Below are 16,746 nucleotides of genomic sequence, written 5' to 3' on the forward strand. Positions count from 1 at the left end.
TGCCCTGGCCGCCGGCCAGATCCTGGCCCCGGCCAAGAGCATCGAGCAGATGCAGCACGTGGTGTTCAACGCCTACACCAACGCGACGCTGACGGTGTTGTTCCTGTTCGTGGTCTTCAGCATCCTGTTCTACGCGCTCAAGGTCGGCATCGCCGCCTGGGGCACCAAGGAACGCACGGACAAAGAAGCGCCATTCCAGGCCCTGCCAGACGCTTGATAGAGGATTGCAACGATGTTCAATGACTTGAGTCGCCTGGGTAAATACCTCGGTCAGGCCGCCCGCCTGATGGTCGGCATGCCCGACTACGACAACTACGTCGAGCACATGCAAACCAAGCACCCGGACAAGCCGATGATGGACTACGAGGCGTTCTTTCGTGAACGCCAGGAGGCCCGTTACGGCGGCAAGGGTGGGCCCAAGTGCTGTTGAGTTGAGCTAAACCCCAACCCCAACCCCCTGTGGGAGCGGGCTTGCTCGCGAAGGCGTCGGCTCAGTCACCATTGATGTGGCTGACGCACCGCCTTCGCGAGCAAGCCCGCTCCCACAGTTGTTTTTGGGGTGGCCTCAGGATTTGCGTACACCTCAGGTCCCTTGTGGGGGATCAAGGTCTATCGGTGGCGATGAGCTTTTCATCCGCTTCTGCATCCGCCCGTTTTTTCAGGTAGCGCCGCATGGCGATGGCCGGGGCGTCGCTGGCTACGGAGATTTCGTAGCTGTCTTCATCGGCCTCCTGGATCACGGCTTCCAGCGCACCAAGCCCCTCGACGTCTTCGTTGAAGGCGGCGAACAGCTGTTCATGCATGAACTCGCCAATGGCTTTGTCGTCCAGGGCGAAGTCGCGGCCGTGGACGATGAAGTAATGCAGTGACCCCTGGGTTTGCGGGGTCAGGATGTGGGCGGTGCGAATGTGGAACTCGGGGCGATTGTCCAGTGCCAGCGCCGAGTCGTAGAAGGTCACGCTGACTTGGTGCAGCGCCGGAGAGAGAAACTCCGAGGTGGCGATGCGCGCCGCCGTATTGACCCCGTCAAGCCCCGTGGTTTTGCCCCATACCGGTGACAGGGTGGTGGGGACCACGTTGCGCATCAGCTTGTAGTGCCCTTCCTTGAGGTCGAGCTCGTACGGGGCACTGGCATAGTCCGGCGTGCCGATGGTGCTGGCATGCAGGAAGGACAGGTGCGTAAGGTCCATGAGGTTTTCGTGCATGCTGACGTAGTTGCCCGGGTGATGGAAATAACCGGAGGAACATTCCCAATCGGGCATTTCGATCCAGTCCAGCCGAGGTGGCTGGCGGGTGCCGAGCAGTGCCGGATCGCCCAGCCAGATCCACAGTAATGGCCCTTGCTCGAACAGCGGATACTCACGCACACCGATGCCTCGCGGGCAGTTGTGCTGTGACGGGACGTTGATCAGTTCGCCCTGGGTGTCATACCGAAAACCGTGATAACCGCAGACCAACACATCGCCTTCAAGATGACCTCGGGACAGCGGATAGGAACGATGGGCGCAGCGATCTTCCAGGGCAACCGCCTGTCCGGATTCGCTGCGGTACAGCACCGCCCGCTTGCCCAGCAAGGTGCGCGACAGCAATTGGCGTGTCACTTCGCTGCCGAAGGCCGCCACATACCATTCGTTGAAGATGAACGGCGTATCACGGTGGGCCAGCACCGCCATGGCTTTGCGTGAGTTGGCGATGACGTTGGGTGGGGGCAGGCTCATGGGGGTTCCTTGTCGTCAGGATTTAATAAGCGCCAGCCTATCCACCCACAGCGGCGCTGGCCGTCCTACCAAGAGAGGACAGGCTCCCTCGTGACGATCCGTACTGTCCTCCCTCCATAGGACAGACGCCTGACGCGGTTAGGTTTTCACTGGGCACCATCAAGCCGGCATGTTCGCCGCCCTATGGTTCGAACCGGAGAAGCCATGAACCCCACCGCCAGCCTCGCGCCACCCCGTCTCGCGCACCCCGACAAGCTGTTTATCGATGGTCAATGGCTCGATGCCCGGCGAGGAGGGCGGATCGACGTGATCTCGGCGCATTCTGAGCAGGTCATTGCCCGCGTTGCCGAGGCGACCGAGGAGGACGTCGACCTGGCTGTCCTCGCCGCTCGCCGGGCTTTCGATTCCGGCCCCTGGCCACGGCTCAGTCCGGCCGAGCGAGCCGAATACTTGCGCCGGTTGTCGGCCGCACTGGCACCGCGACTGCCAGAGCTGGCCCAGGCCTGGGCCGAACAAATCGGTGCCTTGGCATCTGTTTCGCCATTCGTGGTCGGGGCCGGGCATTACTGGTTCGACTACTACGCCCAGTTGGCCGGGCAGTTCGAATTCGAAGCATCACATCCCCCCATGGACGGTCGTGGACGGGCGCTGGTGGTGCGCGAGGCGGTTGGCGTGGTTGCGGCCATCGCACCGTGGAACAACCCGTTCGGGATCATGGCTGGCAAACTGGCTCCGGCGTTGCTGGCCGGCTGTACGGTGATCATGAAACCGGCCCCGGAAACGCCCATCGAGGCCTATATCATCGCCGAGGCGGCCGAGCAGATCGGCTTGCCGGCTGGTGTACTCAACCTGGTCACCACCCACCGCGAAGCGGCTGATCACCTGGTGTGCCATCCGGGCGTGGACAAGGTCAGTTTCACCGGTTCGGTCGCGGCCGGCCAACGCATCGGCTCGGTCTGCGGCGGGCGTATTGCCCGCTACACCCTGGAGCTGGGTGGCAAGTCCGCCGCCATCGTGCTGGACGATTACGACTTGGGCCAGGCGGCGAAGGTCCTGGCTTCGACCATTTCGATGTCCTGTGGCCAGGTTTGCGCGACCCTGAGCCGGGTGATCGTTTCTCGGCATCGCCAGGATGAACTGCTGCAAGCGTTGCAGGCGGAAATGCAGGCGATCCGGGTTGGCGACCCCTTCGATCCAAGCGTGCATATGGGCCCCCTTGCCATGGCGCGCCAGCGTTCACGGGTTGAGGAGTACATCGCCATCGGCCAGGCCGAGGGTGCCCGATTGATCAGCGGTGGCAGCCGTCCCGCGGACCTGCCGCGTGGTTATTACATTGAACCGACCTTGTTCGGCGGCGTGGACCGCAACATGCGTATCGCCCAGGAGGAAATCTTCGGGCCGGTGCTCAGCGTCCTGCCCTGCGATGACGAAGAGGATGCCATCCGGATTGCCAATGACTCGCCGTTCGGTCTCTACGGCGCGGTGTTCACCGATGACGCCGAGCGCGCCTATCGGGTGGCTCGCGGGGTGCGCACCGGCACCGTCAGTCAGAATGCCTTTCGCTTTGATCCTTCGCTGCCGTTTGGTGGCTTCAAGCTGTCCGGCGTCGGACGCGAAGGTGGGGTTCATGGGCTGGCCGGCTACACCGAACTCAAATCGATTCTGTTGCTGTAGACCCTCCGGTCGGACCGTCCCCAGGCCCGACTTCCCATCCCGATGGAGACACCCATGAGCTTGAACGGTACAACAACAATAAAGGTCAACCCGTTGCCCGGAGGTTTTGGCGCCCGCGTTGAGTTTGACACGCGCACGCCCCCAGACTTGAGCGAGGCCCAGGCGATTGCCCAGGCGTTTCACGCCCACCAAGTGCTGATTTTCGAGGGCGCCGACCTGACGCTTGCGCAACTGGCTGCCTTCGTCCGTGCCTTCGGTACCCAGGACGACGGCAGTGGCCGACTGGCCAGCGACAGCAATGAATACGCGGGTATCCGTGTGGTCGAGAATGTGGAGAAAGGCAAGTTCGGCCCACGCAGCAACAGTGAGCTGGATTGGCATTCAGACCGCTTCTTCGATCCGGTGGTGGCCGGGCTGCTCAATTCCGTGGTGGTGCCGAAGGAAGGGGGGGACACCAGTTTCTGCGACCTTTACCGGGCGCTCGAAGAACTGCCGGTTGCTCTGCGCCAGGCCATTGAAGGTCGGCGGATCAAACAGGATGTGGTGTTCGACGCCCAAGGCAAACCCGGCATGCGACCGGGCGGTGTGAAACTCGACGACGTGATGAGCTCGCCAGGTGTCGAGACCGATATGGTCCAGTTTCATCGTTTCACCCGCAAGCCGTTCCTGTTCCTGGGCAATCGCCTCAACGCCTATGTACCGGACCTGCCACTGGAGGAAAGCGAAGCCTTGCTCGACGCGCTCTTTGCCCATGTCGATCAGCCGCAGTTCCATTACCGCCACCATTGGGCCGCCCATGAACTGATTCTCTACGACAACCGCTGCTGCATGCATCGGCGCGAAGCCTTTGATGAAAATGCCGAGCGCAAGCTGTATGCGTCGGTAGTGGACCGGTCGGATATCCTCTAATCCTGAAGCAACACCTATCCCTGTGGGAGCGGGATGGACAGAGAATCGAGGCGCACTGCCAATTCCTTGTGGGAGCGAGCTTGCTCGCGATAGCGCCAGGTCAGTCGACATCAATATTGACTGATACACCGCCATCGCGAGCAAGCTCGCTCCCACAGGTTTTGTGTCCTCTGACAGATAATAATTGCCTGCCCAGGCTACCGCACCGCCACATTGCGCTTGCGCAATACCGTGGCAAACAGTTCTCGTCGGGATGACACGCCAAGCTTTTCGTAAGCACGGGTGCGGTAGGTGATGACGGTGGTGGGCCGGATCTTCAGGTCTTCGGCGATCCGTTCGGTGGTGGCGCCGTCGAGAATCCGCTGCACCACTTCGCGTTCGCGCACGGTCAGTTGCGGGCAGATATCGCTCAGCTCATCAGTCACCGCGCCGCGGAAGCTCGACTCGCCGTCGGTATCGAAGGCGTAATGGCGGGCGATGCAACTGGCGAACAACGGTGCCATGCCCAGCAGGTCGTGGATTTCCGTTTCGCTGTAGTGGCCTGCGGAACGATCGCGATAGAAGTTGACGGCCAGGGACTGGGACTTGGCCACGCGCACCAGGATCGCCAGGCGGTCGATGATGTCGACATTCTCATAACACTGCGCGCGATAGTCCGGGCACTCGATGTCTTCCAGACGCTGGTGGTGCACGATCACCGGTGGCGCCTCGAAGCTTGCCGGGTAGCGGGCGATCACCCGCAGCAGATCATCCTGGCGAAAAAACGAATGGGAGTAGGCCGACGCGGCATTGAACACATGCCAGGCGCTGCGCACGCTGGCGCCGGAGAGCAGGCGCGGGTTGCGGTCACCCTCGAAGCTGAGCATCGAGCAGTGATGGGCCGCGATGCGGGTGCGAACCAGGTCGAGCGCCGCACTGGCAATGGACGTCTGTTGGGTCGAACCGATCGCCCCGATCAGACGCGACAGGGCGGTGATGTTCAGTTCGAGACGGGTGGAGTCAGGTGAGACGGTCCAGTGCTGCATGTGATCTCCTTGGTGGCGGCAAGGCGCCCGGGAGTATTGTTATTAGACTTAACTAAATATACCCGCCTATCGCCGCTTTGCCAGCCGCCAATCAGGATCACGATGCCCGAGGGAGGCCTTTTGATCGGTTTCTGACGAGCGGCTTGGCGTTGTCGGCGGCAATCGACGCGATTGTTCAATTCAGGCGTGGCCAACCGTAAGTCATGACCAATTGTTGGGCGCAGGCCGTGGATGGGTGGGGACAGGCCGTGGCATTCAATGCCGGCGGCGATGCAGGCCAGAACGCCAGGACGGCAGTGGTCAGTGCGGCGATGAAGGCGAATGTCACGACGGTTTTTATTGTTTTCATGGTCATGTCCTGTTCCAGGTGGAGGGTGGTATTGCCTAATGGGCCTGCCAGTGGCTGCGCATCAGCAGTACGCCGACGGCACACAGCAGGGCGGGGATGCCAAGCAGCGCCAGGATGCTGGCCGGCGCCAGGCCTTGTCCGATGATCCAGGCCCCGGCCAGCGGCGCACTGATCGAACCGCAACTGCCGACCACGCCGGCCCAGCTCATGCCGGTGGCCTTGATCGCCGCTGGGTAGTAACTGGTGCACAAAGCGTTGAGCGACAACTGGGCGCCGGTGATGCCGCCTCCGATCATCAACAGCAGGACGATCCAGCCGCTGCCCGAAGGCACCAGCGCGAAAAGCGCCAGGCACAGGGCCGCTGTCAGGAACGCGACAAACAGCGCCGGCAGGGTCTTGCCCCGGTCGAGCAGCAAACCCAGAGCAATACCGCCGATGACGCCGCCGGCCTGGATCAGTACGGCAGCCCTTAGCGCCGCCGCGGGTAGCCAGCCCGCCGATTGCAGCAGCGTCGGCAGCCAACTGATCAAGAGATAGAGACTGAACAGGTTGAGGATCAGCAAACCCCAGAGCACCAGGGTCCGACTTCGATAAGCCGGGGCCAGCAACGCGGCCACGGACACTCGGGCGACCCTGAGCGGTGCCGGAATGACCAGTTCGACCTGGCGCAGATCAATGTCCGGCGCAATGCGGGCGAGGATGGCTGCCACACGTGGATCGCCGGGATATCGGGCATTGAGGAACTTCAAGGATTCCGGCGCCCAGCGCCACAGCAGCACGGCCACCAGCACCGGTGTAACGCCGGCCAGCACAAAGATGCCGCGCCAGCTCCAGGCCTCGATCACCGGCGGTGCGATGAAGCCGGCACTGAAGGCGCCGACGCCCATGGCGGCGTTGATCAAAACCAGCACGATGCCGCGCTGGCGCAACGGTATGTACTCCGCGGCCCACGTGTTGCAGATCGGAATCGAAACCCCCAGGCCAAGTCCGGTCAGCAGCCGCCAGAACACAAACTGTTCAGGTGAACTGGACAGTGCGGTGCCGGCGGTACTCAGCCCCACTGCAACCAACGCGCTGATCAGTGCCGGGCGCCTGCCAAAACGATCGCCCAGTGGGGCAAGCAACGCGGCACCCACTGTCAGCCCAATCAGCGAGGCGGACAACGCCATCCCGAAGCGGGTGGCAGGCAATCCCCATTCTGCCGAGACGGACGGCACGCTCAGCGCCATGACCTGGATGCCGAAGCCATCGATGAACATGGTCGCACCACAGAGGATGACCAGCAGGATCTGCAAGGCCGTCATTGGACGCGTGTCGAGCAAATGCTCGATGTTCAACGCCGGGTGCAGGGTCTGATTCGTCATGTCGATTTCCAGTCAGGGGCGGCGGGCTGTCAGCAGGCAACCTGTGAGCGGGACGGTTCGCGTTCGTCGAGGCGCGCAGCAGTCTCGGCAGGGAGTGGCGGGTGGTCGAGGATCATGTCAGCGGCTTTTTCCGCAATCATGATGGTCGGGGCATTGGTGTTGCCGCTGATGATGTCCGGCATCACCGAGGCATCCACCACCCGCAGGCCTTGCAGGCCATGGACCTTGAGCTCGGCGTCGACCACCGCCTGTTCGCCGGTGCCCATGGCGCAGGTGCACGCCGGGTGCATGCCGGTTTGCAAGGTCGCCTGGATATAGGCATCGAGTTCGGCATCGGTTTGCACCTGCAGACCAGGCGCCAGTTCTGCACTGACCAGGCTGGCCACCGGTTCGGTGGCGAAGAACCGCCGCAGGAACTTGAGCATCTCGCGGGCGGTGCGGCGGTCCTCTTCGTGCAGGCCGATGCCGAGGCGGATCTTCGGCGCAGCCAGCGGGTCTGCCGAACGCAGGGTGACTGCGCCGCTGCCGTGGGGGCGCAGGCTCAGCACGGCGGCGGTGATTTGATGGCCTGCACCTTGACGCCAACCTGGGAACCAGGGGCGTGCGAGCATCGACACGTGGCTGATCTGCACCTGGAAATCCGGCCATTGCAGTTCCGGTCGGGAGCGAATGAACGCCTGGACCGAGAGGGGATTGGCGGCCAGCGGCCCGTTGCCGCTGACGGCCCAGCGCAGGGCGGACCACACCAGGCGATCGAGGCGCAGCACCTGATCGAAGGTGTCGGTATCCCTGGCCTGGTAGATTGCCCCGACCAAGGGGTGGTCCTGCAGGTTCTTGCCCACGCCCGGCAGTGCATGACGGACTTCGATGCCATGGGCCTGCAATTCTTCCGTCGGCCCGATACCGGACAACATCAGCAATTGCGGCGAGTTGAAAGCCCCGGCGCTGAGGATGACTTCGCGGCTGGCTCGCGCGGTGTGCAACGTCTGGCCAAGCAAATACTCCACGCCCACGGCACGGTCGCCTTCGAGCACGACTCGCGTGGTGTGCGCGTGGGAAATCACCGTCAGGTTAGGGCGGGCGTTGGCGACGTCCAGGAACGCCGCGGCGGTGCTGTCCCGGCGCCCGGCCCGGATGGTGAAGTCAGGCAGGCCGAAGCCTTCGGCCTGTGCACCGTGGAAGTCTTCAAGGCTGGCGTAACCCAGGTTGGCTGCGGCCTCCAGCATGAGCGGCGTGATACGCGGATGGGCCGGCTGGCGCGAGACAGACAGCGGTCCGGTGCCGCCGTGAAAGGGCGTGGTGCCACGCCAGTTGGTTTCCGAGCGCTTGAAGTAAGGCAATACATCAGCGTAGCCCCAGCCTTCAAGGCCTTGGGCTTTCCAGCGGTCGTAATCCCCGGCGTTGCCACGGCTATAGAGCATGCCGTTGATCGACGACGTGCCGCCAAGCAGCTTGCCGCGTGGTTGGGGCATGGCGCGATTGAGGGTCTGGGGTTCCGGTTCGCTGGCGTAGCCCCAGCCCAGGGACGCCATGTTGGAGGCAGGCATCCAGGCCACCGGCATGGCGACCATCGGGTGGCGGTCGCTGCCGCCGGCCTCGAGCAACAGCACCCGGTTTGCGGCGTCGGCCGAGAGTCGGTTGGCCAATACGCAGCCGGCAGAACCGGCACCGACAATGATGAAATCGAACTCTGCCATCTTCAAACCCTTACTGGAAATGAACGCCTGCCGCCTGAAAACCCTTCAGGTCCTGGAGTAATGCACGTGACCGCCTTCGATGATCGACGGCACCGGCAAGCCCTGGGCACGCAACGCCGCTGGCCATTCGTGCAGGTGGCTGCCGGCGTCGAGCTTGGCGACGATGTTGCCGACCTCGTCCTGGATCAACATGGCGCCATAGATGATGAACAGCACATCGGTTTCGCCGCTGTTGTGATCGGCGACCTTCAGGGTGTGGCTGGAGCCTGGCGGCTCGAACAGGTAGGAGCCGGCCCGGCTGGGGGGCGTGTCGGCATGTTCCAGGTAGCTCCACTCACCGCTCAAGGTGAAGGCGTGTACCGCGCCGGTATGGTGGTGCGGTGGCAACTGCACGCCGGGGGCGAAGCGGATGCGTACGGCGAACATCGCGCCTTCGACGTCGGCGCTCAGCAGCTTTAGGCGCACGCCTGGGGCGCCGAAGTCTTCGGCGAACGGCAATTCGTCGGTGGCGATGTGCAGGGACGAGATCACGAAGGGCTGGGCGTGTAGGTCGAAGGGCGTTGGGTCGGGGTGGTTCATCACAGGGTCCTCATTCTTGTTGTATGCGCCTGCGGCGGCTGGCGGTTCAGGTCTTGGACGTCACGCGGGTGACGGCCTGGCCAGTGATTGGGTGCTGGTAATGAAAGGGCACGAAGGTGCGGCCCAGCTCCGAGTCGGGTTCGGCTGAGGGTTGCTGCGGGGGCAGGCTGGCGCTGGCCGGGGTGCTGGCGAAGCTCAGGCTGTCGCATGGATGGGTGGTATAGAACGTTGGCACCCACCAGAGTCGGGCGATTTTCCAGGTGCCGGCTTCCTTGACGTAGGTGTTTTCGTAAACCCCTTCGGCCCAGAACAGGCTGCGGCTGCCCGGCGGCGGGTTGCCTTGGATCAGTGCGCGCCAGCGGCCCTGGGCCTGTTTGCCGTCGTCGCCGAGGGTCACCACGCCTTGCAGTTGCATGTGATTGATGAACTCGTCGCGTAGCAAGCCGCTGCGACCCTGGCCCAGCACGTCGAGCAGAAACTGCTCGATGTTGTGCTTGCCCAGGTAGCGACCCCGCTGACCGATCTCCATGACGGCTTCTGAGTCGCTGAACAGTTCGGCCATCTCCGTCCACAGACGGTTGTCGATGTAGTAACCGTACATGCGTTGCAGGCGCTTGATCTGCTCGATGTCTTCGAGCCCGACAAGGCGCGTTTCCAGTTGTTCGATGCGTTGCAGCAAGTGTTCCTGGGATGACATGTGCGGCTCCTTCGGTTTGCCGTTCCAGCGGGTTGCCTGGACAGGCTTCTTATTCTTGAGGGGCGTGGGATGAATACTAACGAGCGCTGCCGGGCACTAATGTCCTATGCGAAGAGGACGTTTGACATGCCGCTTTCCTGAGTGCTGTCATGGGTTGGGGGAGCATCTGCTGACCCGGCGCCGGCTTGAGTAGAAAACTGGCGAGGGCCGGCAGCAGTACCAGCGCCCCGAGCATGTTCCAGAGGAACATGAAGGCCAGCAGGATGCCCATGTCGGCCTGGAACTTGATCGGTGAGAACACCCAGGTGGCGACGCCGATGGCCAGCGTCGCGCCGGTCAGCAGCACAACCCGACCGGTGAACAGCAGCGAGCGGTAATAGGCGAGGGACAGCGACTCACCGCTGCGCAGGTGCAACAGCAGGATACTCAGGACATACAGGGCGTAGTCGATGCCAATGCCCACGCCCAGGGCAATCACTGGCAGCGTGGCTACCTTTACGCCGATGTCCAGCCAGACCATCAGGGCCTCTGCCAGCACGGAGGTCAACATCAGCGGCAGAATCGCGCACGCTACCGCGCGCCAGGAACGGAACACCAAAAAGCACAGTACGATCACTGCGCCATACACCCACAGCAGCATTTCCCGGTTGGCCTTCTGCACCACGCTATTGGTGGCGGCCTCGATGCCTGCGCTGCCGGCGGCCATCTGAAAGCGTTCATCACCCTGATCGTTTGCCGCTGCAAAAGCCTGGATCTCGGCGACCAGCGCCTGCAAGGTCTCGGCCTTGTGGTCACGCAGGAAAATCCTCAGCATCGACAGGTCGCAGTTCTGGTTGACCAGGCTCTGGGGCACGTACTTGACCAGGTTGTTGATGACCGCCTGGTTGGGCAGCAGGCTGATCCATTTCGGGTTGCCTTCGGTGAGCTGGCTGGTCATGACCTTGATGAACGCGGCAAACGAGTCGGTAGCGACCACCCCGGGCTGCTGGCGCAGTCGCCATTCGAGGCGGTCGATGCGTTCGAGCAGCGCGTAATTCATGCACTGTTGTGGCGCGGAGGTGACCATGACGATGAACACGTCGCTGCTGCTGCCATAGTTGGACGTGATGTAGGCGTTGTCCTGGTTATAGCGCGAGTCGGTGCGCAGTTCCGGCGCGCCGGGGTCAAGGTCGCCGATCTTCAAGTGCAGGCTGACCATGAACCCACCCACGCCCAGGGCCATGGCGACGAGCAGCGTGGGGGCGGCCACCTTGCGCCGGGTAAACAGGTCGAGCCAACGCCACAGCGCCGGGCGGACTTTTTCCTCCAGTTGCGCTTGCTCGCTGCGCAGGCTGCGGGCTGCGGCGTGGCGCCCGACGCCGATATAGCTGAGCAGGATCGGCAGCAGGATCAGGTTGGTGAAGATCAGGAACGCCACGCCCAGGCTGGCGGTGAGCGACAATTGGCGGATGACCTCGATCTTGATCAGGAGCAGCACAGCGAAGCCAACGGCATCGCAGGCCAACGCCATGAGCCCGGCCATAAACAGGCGGCGGAAGGTGTAGCGTGCCGCGATCAGGCGATGGGTGCCACGGCCGATGTCCTGCAGGATGCCATTCATCTTCTGCGCGCCGTGGCTCATGCCAATGGCAAACACCAGAAAAGGCACCAGAACGGTGTAGGGGTCCAGTTCATAACCGAGCAACGGCAGGCTGCCGAGCAACCAGATCACCGCGATCAATGAGCAGAACAGCACCAGCACGGTACTGCGCAGGCAGCGGGTGTAGGCGAACACCACCAGGCCGGCGATCAGGATGGCCACGGCGAAGAACACCAGGACCTGGGTGAGTCCTTCGATCAGATCACCGACCACTTTGGCAAAGCCGACAATGTGCAGGCGAATATGCTCGCTCTGGTACTTGGCGCGGATATCCTCCAGCCTGGCGCCGAACGCCCCGTAGTTCAGCTGCTCACCGGTTTCGGTGTCGATATCCAGCAGGGGCACCAGCAGCATGCTCGAGTTGAAATTTCCAGCAACGATGCTGCCAATTTCCCCCGAGCGCTCGATGTTCAGGCGCAGTTGTTCCAGACTCTCGGCCGAGCCATCGTAGTGGGAGTCGATGACCTGGCCCTCGTCCAGCCCTGATTCGGTGATGCCATGCCAGCGCATGGTCGGCGTCCACAGTGATTTCATATAGGGCCGGTTGACCCCAGCGAGCAGATACACCTCGTCGCTGATCTTCTGCAGGGTTTGCAGGTAGTCCTTGTCGAGAATGCTGCCCTGGGTGTTTTCCACCACGACGCGGACCACATTACCCTGGCCGGCGAGGCTGTCCTGATGGGCCTGGAAGTTGATGACGAACGGGTGATCCTGGGGAATCATCCGCTGGAAACTGGCATTGAGCGTCAACTGCGGCAACTGGGCGACAAAGAATCCGGTCAACAGCAGGCAGGCCAGCATCAGCCAGGGGCGATGGTTGAACAGCAGGCGTTCCAGCAACGAGCCCGAGCGCGTGTCGAACTGGCTCAGGTCCGCGATCACGGGTGCCTCTTCGTGGGTGGTTTTCATGGTTTGGATTCCTGGACGACCAACGTGGGGCCAGCGAGTTTTTCCCTTGGCAGGATCACGATGCCAGCCAGGCTGGTGAGCACCAGGCTGCCGTCAGTGGCTTCGGCGACAGCGGTCAGCGGTGCGCCCCAGCCGAAGGGTATGGCCTTGAAACTGCGGCCCTGGTCCCGGCTGGTATATACCCGACCGCCTTGATCGAGCAGCACGATGCTGCCATCGCTCAGTTGCAGGCCCGCGTTGAAGCTGGCCTTGGCGCCTTCGATGGTGACGGGGTGCCATTGCTGCCCGCCGTCGTCGGAACGAAACACGTTGGCCCGCAGGCCGAATAACAGGAGTCGGTTGTTTGCCAACGGCAGCAAGCCGAAGTAGCTGCCCTCGTAGGGCGAGGCCAGGCGCTTGAAGGACCCGCCGCCGGGGTCGGTCGCCAGCAGCAGACCTTGTTCCCCGGCGATGAACCGTCTCGGCCCCAGGGCTTGCAAGGCGTAGAGGTGCAGGCCGTCGGGGTTATCGATTTGATCGTAGAAGGCTTGCCAAGTCTTTCCGCCATCCCTGCTGTGCAACGCCAGGTTGAAAGCGCCGACCACGCTGATGCGATTCGGACCGTTGAACAGCAGGGCCAGGAGGGGTTTGTCCGGGCCGTCGTCTACCAGGCGCTGTGCGGCATACAGATAGTCTTCACGGGCGTCTTCTTCGAGCGCGGCGGCCTTCTTTTTGGCCCGGGCCAGTGTCAGTGCAGCGGCCTGGACACCATCGAGCCGCTTGCGCCAGCTTTCGCCGCCATCCTCGCTGGACAGCACCACGCCCTGATGCCCGGTGGCCCAGCCGTGGTGTTCGTCAACGAAAGCCACGGTGGTCAGGTTGACATCCACCGGGACCGCCGCCTGATGCCAGGCCTGGCCGTTATCGTCGGACCAAATGACCAGCCCATGTTCACCTACCGCTACCAGGCGTTGACCGGCACGCGCGATGCCGTTGAGCAAGGCACGCTGGGGTTGGGCCACGCTGGGCGCCGGGCGATTGAATGGTTCTGTCGATGTCGCCGCCGAGGCGACCTGGGCGGCGCCCCAGTTCAGCAACACCGCGAGCAGCAAGCATCTGGCCAGTAAATGACATCGGCTCAAGCCAAGGACACTGCACCACCTGTTAACGAACACCGGAGCGTTCCAGCGATTGTGGGGTAAACATGCTGTTAGGTAGCTCATCGAACTTCACCGCCCCCTTGTCATTGATCAGGTTGAGTGCCGCGTAGTCCCTGGCCTGAAGATTGTAGACAAAGGTGCTGGCGTTGTAGGCCACCGGTATCTGCGGGTAGACGAACATTGTCAGGTTGTGGGTCTTCCATAGCTGGCCCTTAGCGTCCCACTGGTCAGTAACCAGTACTTGCCAGGTGTCTTCATCCAGATAGAAACGGCGCTTGGGTACCACGTGTCGGGCGCCGGAACGCAATGTGGCGTCTACCACCCAGACCCGGTGCAGCTCCCAGCGCAGCAGGTCGGGGTTGGCGAATTTCTCCCCCACGACATCCTCGGATTTGGCGTAGGCCAAGTCGTTGTTGTTATAGGGCACGTACAATTCCTGCTTGCCCACCAGCTTCCAGTCGTAACGGTCGATGGCGCCGTTGAAACCGTTGGCATCGTCGAAGTTGATTACTCCGGAGGTGAAGTTGTTCGGCACGTCGTATTGCACGTTCGGGGCTTTGCGCAGGCGCCTTTGACCGGTCAGGTAGCTCCAGGCGTTGGTGGCCTGGTGGACGTTATCGGCGGGTCCGTGGATCAACAGCTTTTCACCGGCGGAGTAAGCCGGGGCGGTGCTGGTGATGATCACGGCCCCCAGCAACTTGCCGTCCCAGGGATCCTTGCGACCCGGTGCATAAGCCCAAGGGAAGGAATTCTGCAGGGTGTTGCCGGCGGTCATCGCACGCTTGCCGGAGGACGAGACAAACCAGGTATAGGCGTCGAGGGTATTGTCGGCACCCCGCCAGTTCCATTGGTTGTTGAGGATCGCTTGCTGGCCGTTTTGCGGAATCGGGAAGGGTGTGCCGCCGTGGAATTTACTGAAGTCCAGGATGTAGTCCAGCACTTCCATGCCCGTGGCGTTCTGGCGGGTCCGGTCATAAATGTATTGTGGTGCCCGGGCCGTGCGATGAGTCGGGTAAACGTCCATGCGGTAGCCGGGGTAGTTCTTGAGCATGTACAGCGAGCCTTCCGAGAGCTTGCCGGCGTATTGCGCGGCATTCGCGACGGTGAGGCTCAGCTTGGGTTTTTCGTCGCTGAACAACTTTCCTGGCAGGCGCGGATCGCTGGCTGGCAGGGGCTTGTCCAGCCCGCCGTCCCAGGCCGGGATGCTGCCATCGGCGTTGGCGGCATGCTCGGCGCCCAGGGGCGTCAGGTTCTTGCCCAGTTGGGCTGCCTGCTCTTCGGCTACGGCGGCAAAGGCAGGCACGTGAAGCAAGGACGCGATACACAGCGCCAGCGAGGTGATTTTCTTGTTGAAAGGCATGACCAATCTCCGGATCAGAACGAATACGCGACGTTCAGCAGGACGAAGTCCCGGTCGTGGTAAGGGTTGTTTTTCTCGTCACCCAGGTAGTGGGTGTAGTTGATGCCGCCGCGCAGGTTGCCGGCATACTTGAAGTTCAGGCTTGCGCCGATATCGCCGCCGTGGGCCGCACCGGTGACGTTGAAGCCGGGGTCCACTGCCGAACGTCCGGTAAAGTTGTAGCCCAGGGTCACGGGGGAACTCAGGTCGATGCTCGGCAAGGCCTGGTACCAGGTCGGTTCGAACTGGACCCGGAAACCGGCGGCGGTGCGAGCGGTGTCCTTGTCCCGGGCCTCGTCGTTCTTGGTGACCTTGTACAAATGGTTGGCGCCCAGTTCGCCGACCACCTGGGCGTTGTCGTACCAGTCCATCCGCGGCAGGACCCAGATGGTCGAGATCTGCGCATGGAGGGTCTGGCCAACGGCATAGACGTCGTCTGATTGGTCGCCAATGACCGACAGCGGGCCGCTGACCAATGGCATGTTGTTGCGAAAGGACACCTCGCCGGCGACGTTGGCATCGCCGATCTTGCTCGAAAGGCTCAGGCCGTATATCTCGATGTCCTTGGGGTACTTGAAGTAGTACTCATCCGGTACGAATGTTGGCTGCAGATGGACGATGACCTGGGGTGTCTTGGCGGTGTAGCGCAAGTAGTACATCCCATAGTCCATGTCGTTTTCATAGTCGCGATACTTCAGCGCCACGCCCCACTGGCCGCGGGTGTCCGACGGTTCGTCGTGATCACCACGGGGCAGGCGAAAACCAGGGGCCAACAGCAGATTCTCACCACCCTTGAAGCCCGCATCGAAAATGCTCCAGTACGTGCCCGGAGCCGGCACCCGGGTCTCGCGGTATTCCAGTTGGTAGTAGCTTTCGAACGAGAGGTTATCGGTCAACTCCAGCGCCATGGATAGCTGGTTGACCGGCATGAACACTTCCTTGGCCAGGGTGCTGGGCACCGACAGCGCCTTGTAGGCGTCATTGGGGGCCTGGCCGGTGGCGATGCCGTTGGTGGCCAGGAACAGGCTTTCGCCCCACAGCAGGGTGTGCCGGCCCAGGCGCCAGGAGAGGTTGTGGCCTGCGACGTCGAAGCTGCTGTGGACGAAGGCATCCAACAATTCGATATTGCGGCCGGCCTGCACCTTGGCATCGTTGGTGAAATCATGGTTGCTCACCGAGGTCTGGTTATAGGTCGCCTCGGAGATGCTGTTATGGTCGCGGTCGTAGACATTGTCGTACCAACCCGCGGCACTGATGCGCAGCCCGCTGTTGGCCGCATCCTTTAGCGTGAGGTCGAACTCCGTGAGGATGTCCACGCGGTTGGTGATCAGCTCATTACGCTCGAACGCTGCGGTACCGTCGTTGGCGTTAAGGTTGTTCAGGTTGCGCGAGGAAGGTTTCTCGGTGCGCATCCCGACCTGGTACTTGAGGGTGTTGTCCCAGCGGATCTGGTAGTTGTCGTTGTTGACCAGTTCGGCGGCTTGCAGCAGCGGTATCGCCCCGCCACAGACCATCAGGGCGAGCAATCGGGGCGCACGGGGCTGACGGTGAGTGGGGACGCTTGTTGTTATTTTCATGTTTGTCTCCTCTGGCTGCGTGCCTTATGTTTTTTGTTGGCAGCGGCGTTGGGCAAGGCAGGTTGGCTTGT

14 protein-coding genes and 1 pseudogene are annotated in these 16,746 nt (G+C 62.3%); 4 read left to right on the forward strand and 11 right to left on the reverse strand.

Annotated features, from left to right (window positions below; translation table 11 throughout):
* Together AD662_RS14275 and AD662_RS14280 are read left to right on the forward strand one after the other, a co-directional pair.
* A pseudogene (locus tag AD662_RS14275) lies at positions 1 to 217 on the forward strand (carbon starvation protein A); the annotation flags it as partial.
* A 15-nt stretch (positions 218 to 232) separates the two neighbouring features.
* Positions 233 to 430: a YbdD/YjiX family protein gene (locus tag AD662_RS14280; RefSeq protein ID WP_003182142.1), complete on the forward strand. Its 198-nt coding sequence runs from the start codon at positions 233 to 235 to the stop codon at positions 428 to 430.
* Between the two features lie 172 nt (positions 431 to 602).
* Here the strand turns inward: AD662_RS14280 and AD662_RS14285 are convergent, their stop codons facing one another.
* The gene (locus AD662_RS14285; RefSeq protein WP_053188155.1) at positions 603 to 1,718 is read right to left on the reverse strand and encodes an aromatic ring-hydroxylating oxygenase subunit alpha; all 1,116 of its coding nucleotides are present in this window, start codon (positions 1,716 to 1,718) and stop codon (positions 603 to 605) included.
* Between the two features lie 204 nt (positions 1,719 to 1,922).
* Between AD662_RS14285 and AD662_RS14290 the strand changes: the two genes are divergently transcribed.
* Both AD662_RS14290 and AD662_RS14295 read left to right on the forward strand, forming a co-directional pair.
* Entirely contained in the window at positions 1,923 to 3,392 is a 1,470-nt protein-coding gene (locus tag AD662_RS14290) for an aldehyde dehydrogenase (protein ID WP_053188158.1), read from the forward strand.
* A gap of 54 nt (positions 3,393 to 3,446) precedes the next feature.
* Positions 3,447 to 4,301 (forward strand): TauD/TfdA dioxygenase family protein, encoded by an 855-nt coding sequence (locus AD662_RS14295; RefSeq protein WP_053179608.1) that lies wholly within the window; start codon positions 3,447 to 3,449, stop codon positions 4,299 to 4,301.
* 197 nt (positions 4,302 to 4,498) lie between these two features.
* Here AD662_RS14295 and AD662_RS14300 read toward each other — a convergent pair whose 3' ends face one another.
* The 10 genes from AD662_RS14300 to AD662_RS14345 all read right to left on the reverse strand — a co-directional run bounded on the left by AD662_RS14300 (position 4,499) and on the right by AD662_RS14345 (position 16,675).
* The gene (locus AD662_RS14300) at positions 4,499 to 5,326 is read right to left on the reverse strand and encodes a helix-turn-helix transcriptional regulator (protein WP_053179610.1); all 828 of its coding nucleotides are present in this window, start codon (positions 5,324 to 5,326) and stop codon (positions 4,499 to 4,501) included.
* 175 nt (positions 5,327 to 5,501) lie between these two features.
* Positions 5,502 to 5,675: a hypothetical protein gene (locus AD662_RS14305; RefSeq protein WP_156331371.1), complete on the reverse strand. Its 174-nt coding sequence runs from the start codon at positions 5,673 to 5,675 to the stop codon at positions 5,502 to 5,504.
* A 35-nt stretch (positions 5,676 to 5,710) separates the two neighbouring features.
* Positions 5,711 to 7,039, reverse strand: coding sequence for an MFS transporter (locus AD662_RS14310; RefSeq protein ID WP_053188161.1), 1,329 nt, complete (start codon positions 7,037 to 7,039; stop codon positions 5,711 to 5,713).
* 29 nt (positions 7,040 to 7,068) lie between these two features.
* Positions 7,069 to 8,736 carry a GMC family oxidoreductase gene (locus tag AD662_RS14315; RefSeq protein WP_053188164.1) on the reverse strand — a complete coding sequence of 556 codons (1,668 nt, stop codon included), beginning with the start codon at positions 8,734 to 8,736 and terminating at the stop codon, positions 7,069 to 7,071.
* A gap of 45 nt (positions 8,737 to 8,781) precedes the next feature.
* Entirely contained in the window at positions 8,782 to 9,315 is a 534-nt protein-coding gene (locus AD662_RS14320; RefSeq protein ID WP_053188167.1) for a 2,4'-dihydroxyacetophenone dioxygenase family protein, read from the reverse strand.
* 46 nt (positions 9,316 to 9,361) lie between these two features.
* Positions 9,362 to 10,012, reverse strand: coding sequence for a nuclear transport factor 2 family protein (locus tag AD662_RS14325; protein WP_053179619.1), 651 nt, complete (start codon positions 10,010 to 10,012; stop codon positions 9,362 to 9,364).
* A gap of 76 nt (positions 10,013 to 10,088) precedes the next feature.
* The gene (locus AD662_RS14330) at positions 10,089 to 12,560 is read right to left on the reverse strand and encodes an efflux RND transporter permease subunit (protein ID WP_053188170.1); all 2,472 of its coding nucleotides are present in this window, start codon (positions 12,558 to 12,560) and stop codon (positions 10,089 to 10,091) included.
* The gene (locus AD662_RS14335; protein ID WP_053188173.1) at positions 12,557 to 13,651 is read right to left on the reverse strand and encodes a WD40/YVTN/BNR-like repeat-containing protein; all 1,095 of its coding nucleotides are present in this window, start codon (positions 13,649 to 13,651) and stop codon (positions 12,557 to 12,559) included. The genes AD662_RS14330 and AD662_RS14335 overlap by 4 nt, the downstream gene beginning before the upstream one ends.
* A 52-nt stretch (positions 13,652 to 13,703) precedes the next feature.
* On the reverse strand, positions 13,704 to 15,059 hold the full coding sequence (locus AD662_RS14340) for a DUF1329 domain-containing protein (RefSeq protein WP_053188176.1): 1,356 nt from the start codon (positions 15,057 to 15,059) through the stop codon (positions 13,704 to 13,706).
* 14 nt (positions 15,060 to 15,073) lie between these two features.
* On the reverse strand, positions 15,074 to 16,675 hold the full coding sequence (locus AD662_RS14345; protein WP_074849708.1) for a DUF1302 domain-containing protein: 1,602 nt from the start codon (positions 16,673 to 16,675) through the stop codon (positions 15,074 to 15,076).
* Positions 16,676 to 16,746 lie beyond the last annotated feature (71 nt).

Source organism: Pseudomonas kilonensis (assembly GCF_001269885.1).
Taxonomy (GTDB): domain Bacteria; phylum Pseudomonadota; class Gammaproteobacteria; order Pseudomonadales; family Pseudomonadaceae; genus Aquipseudomonas; species Aquipseudomonas kilonensis.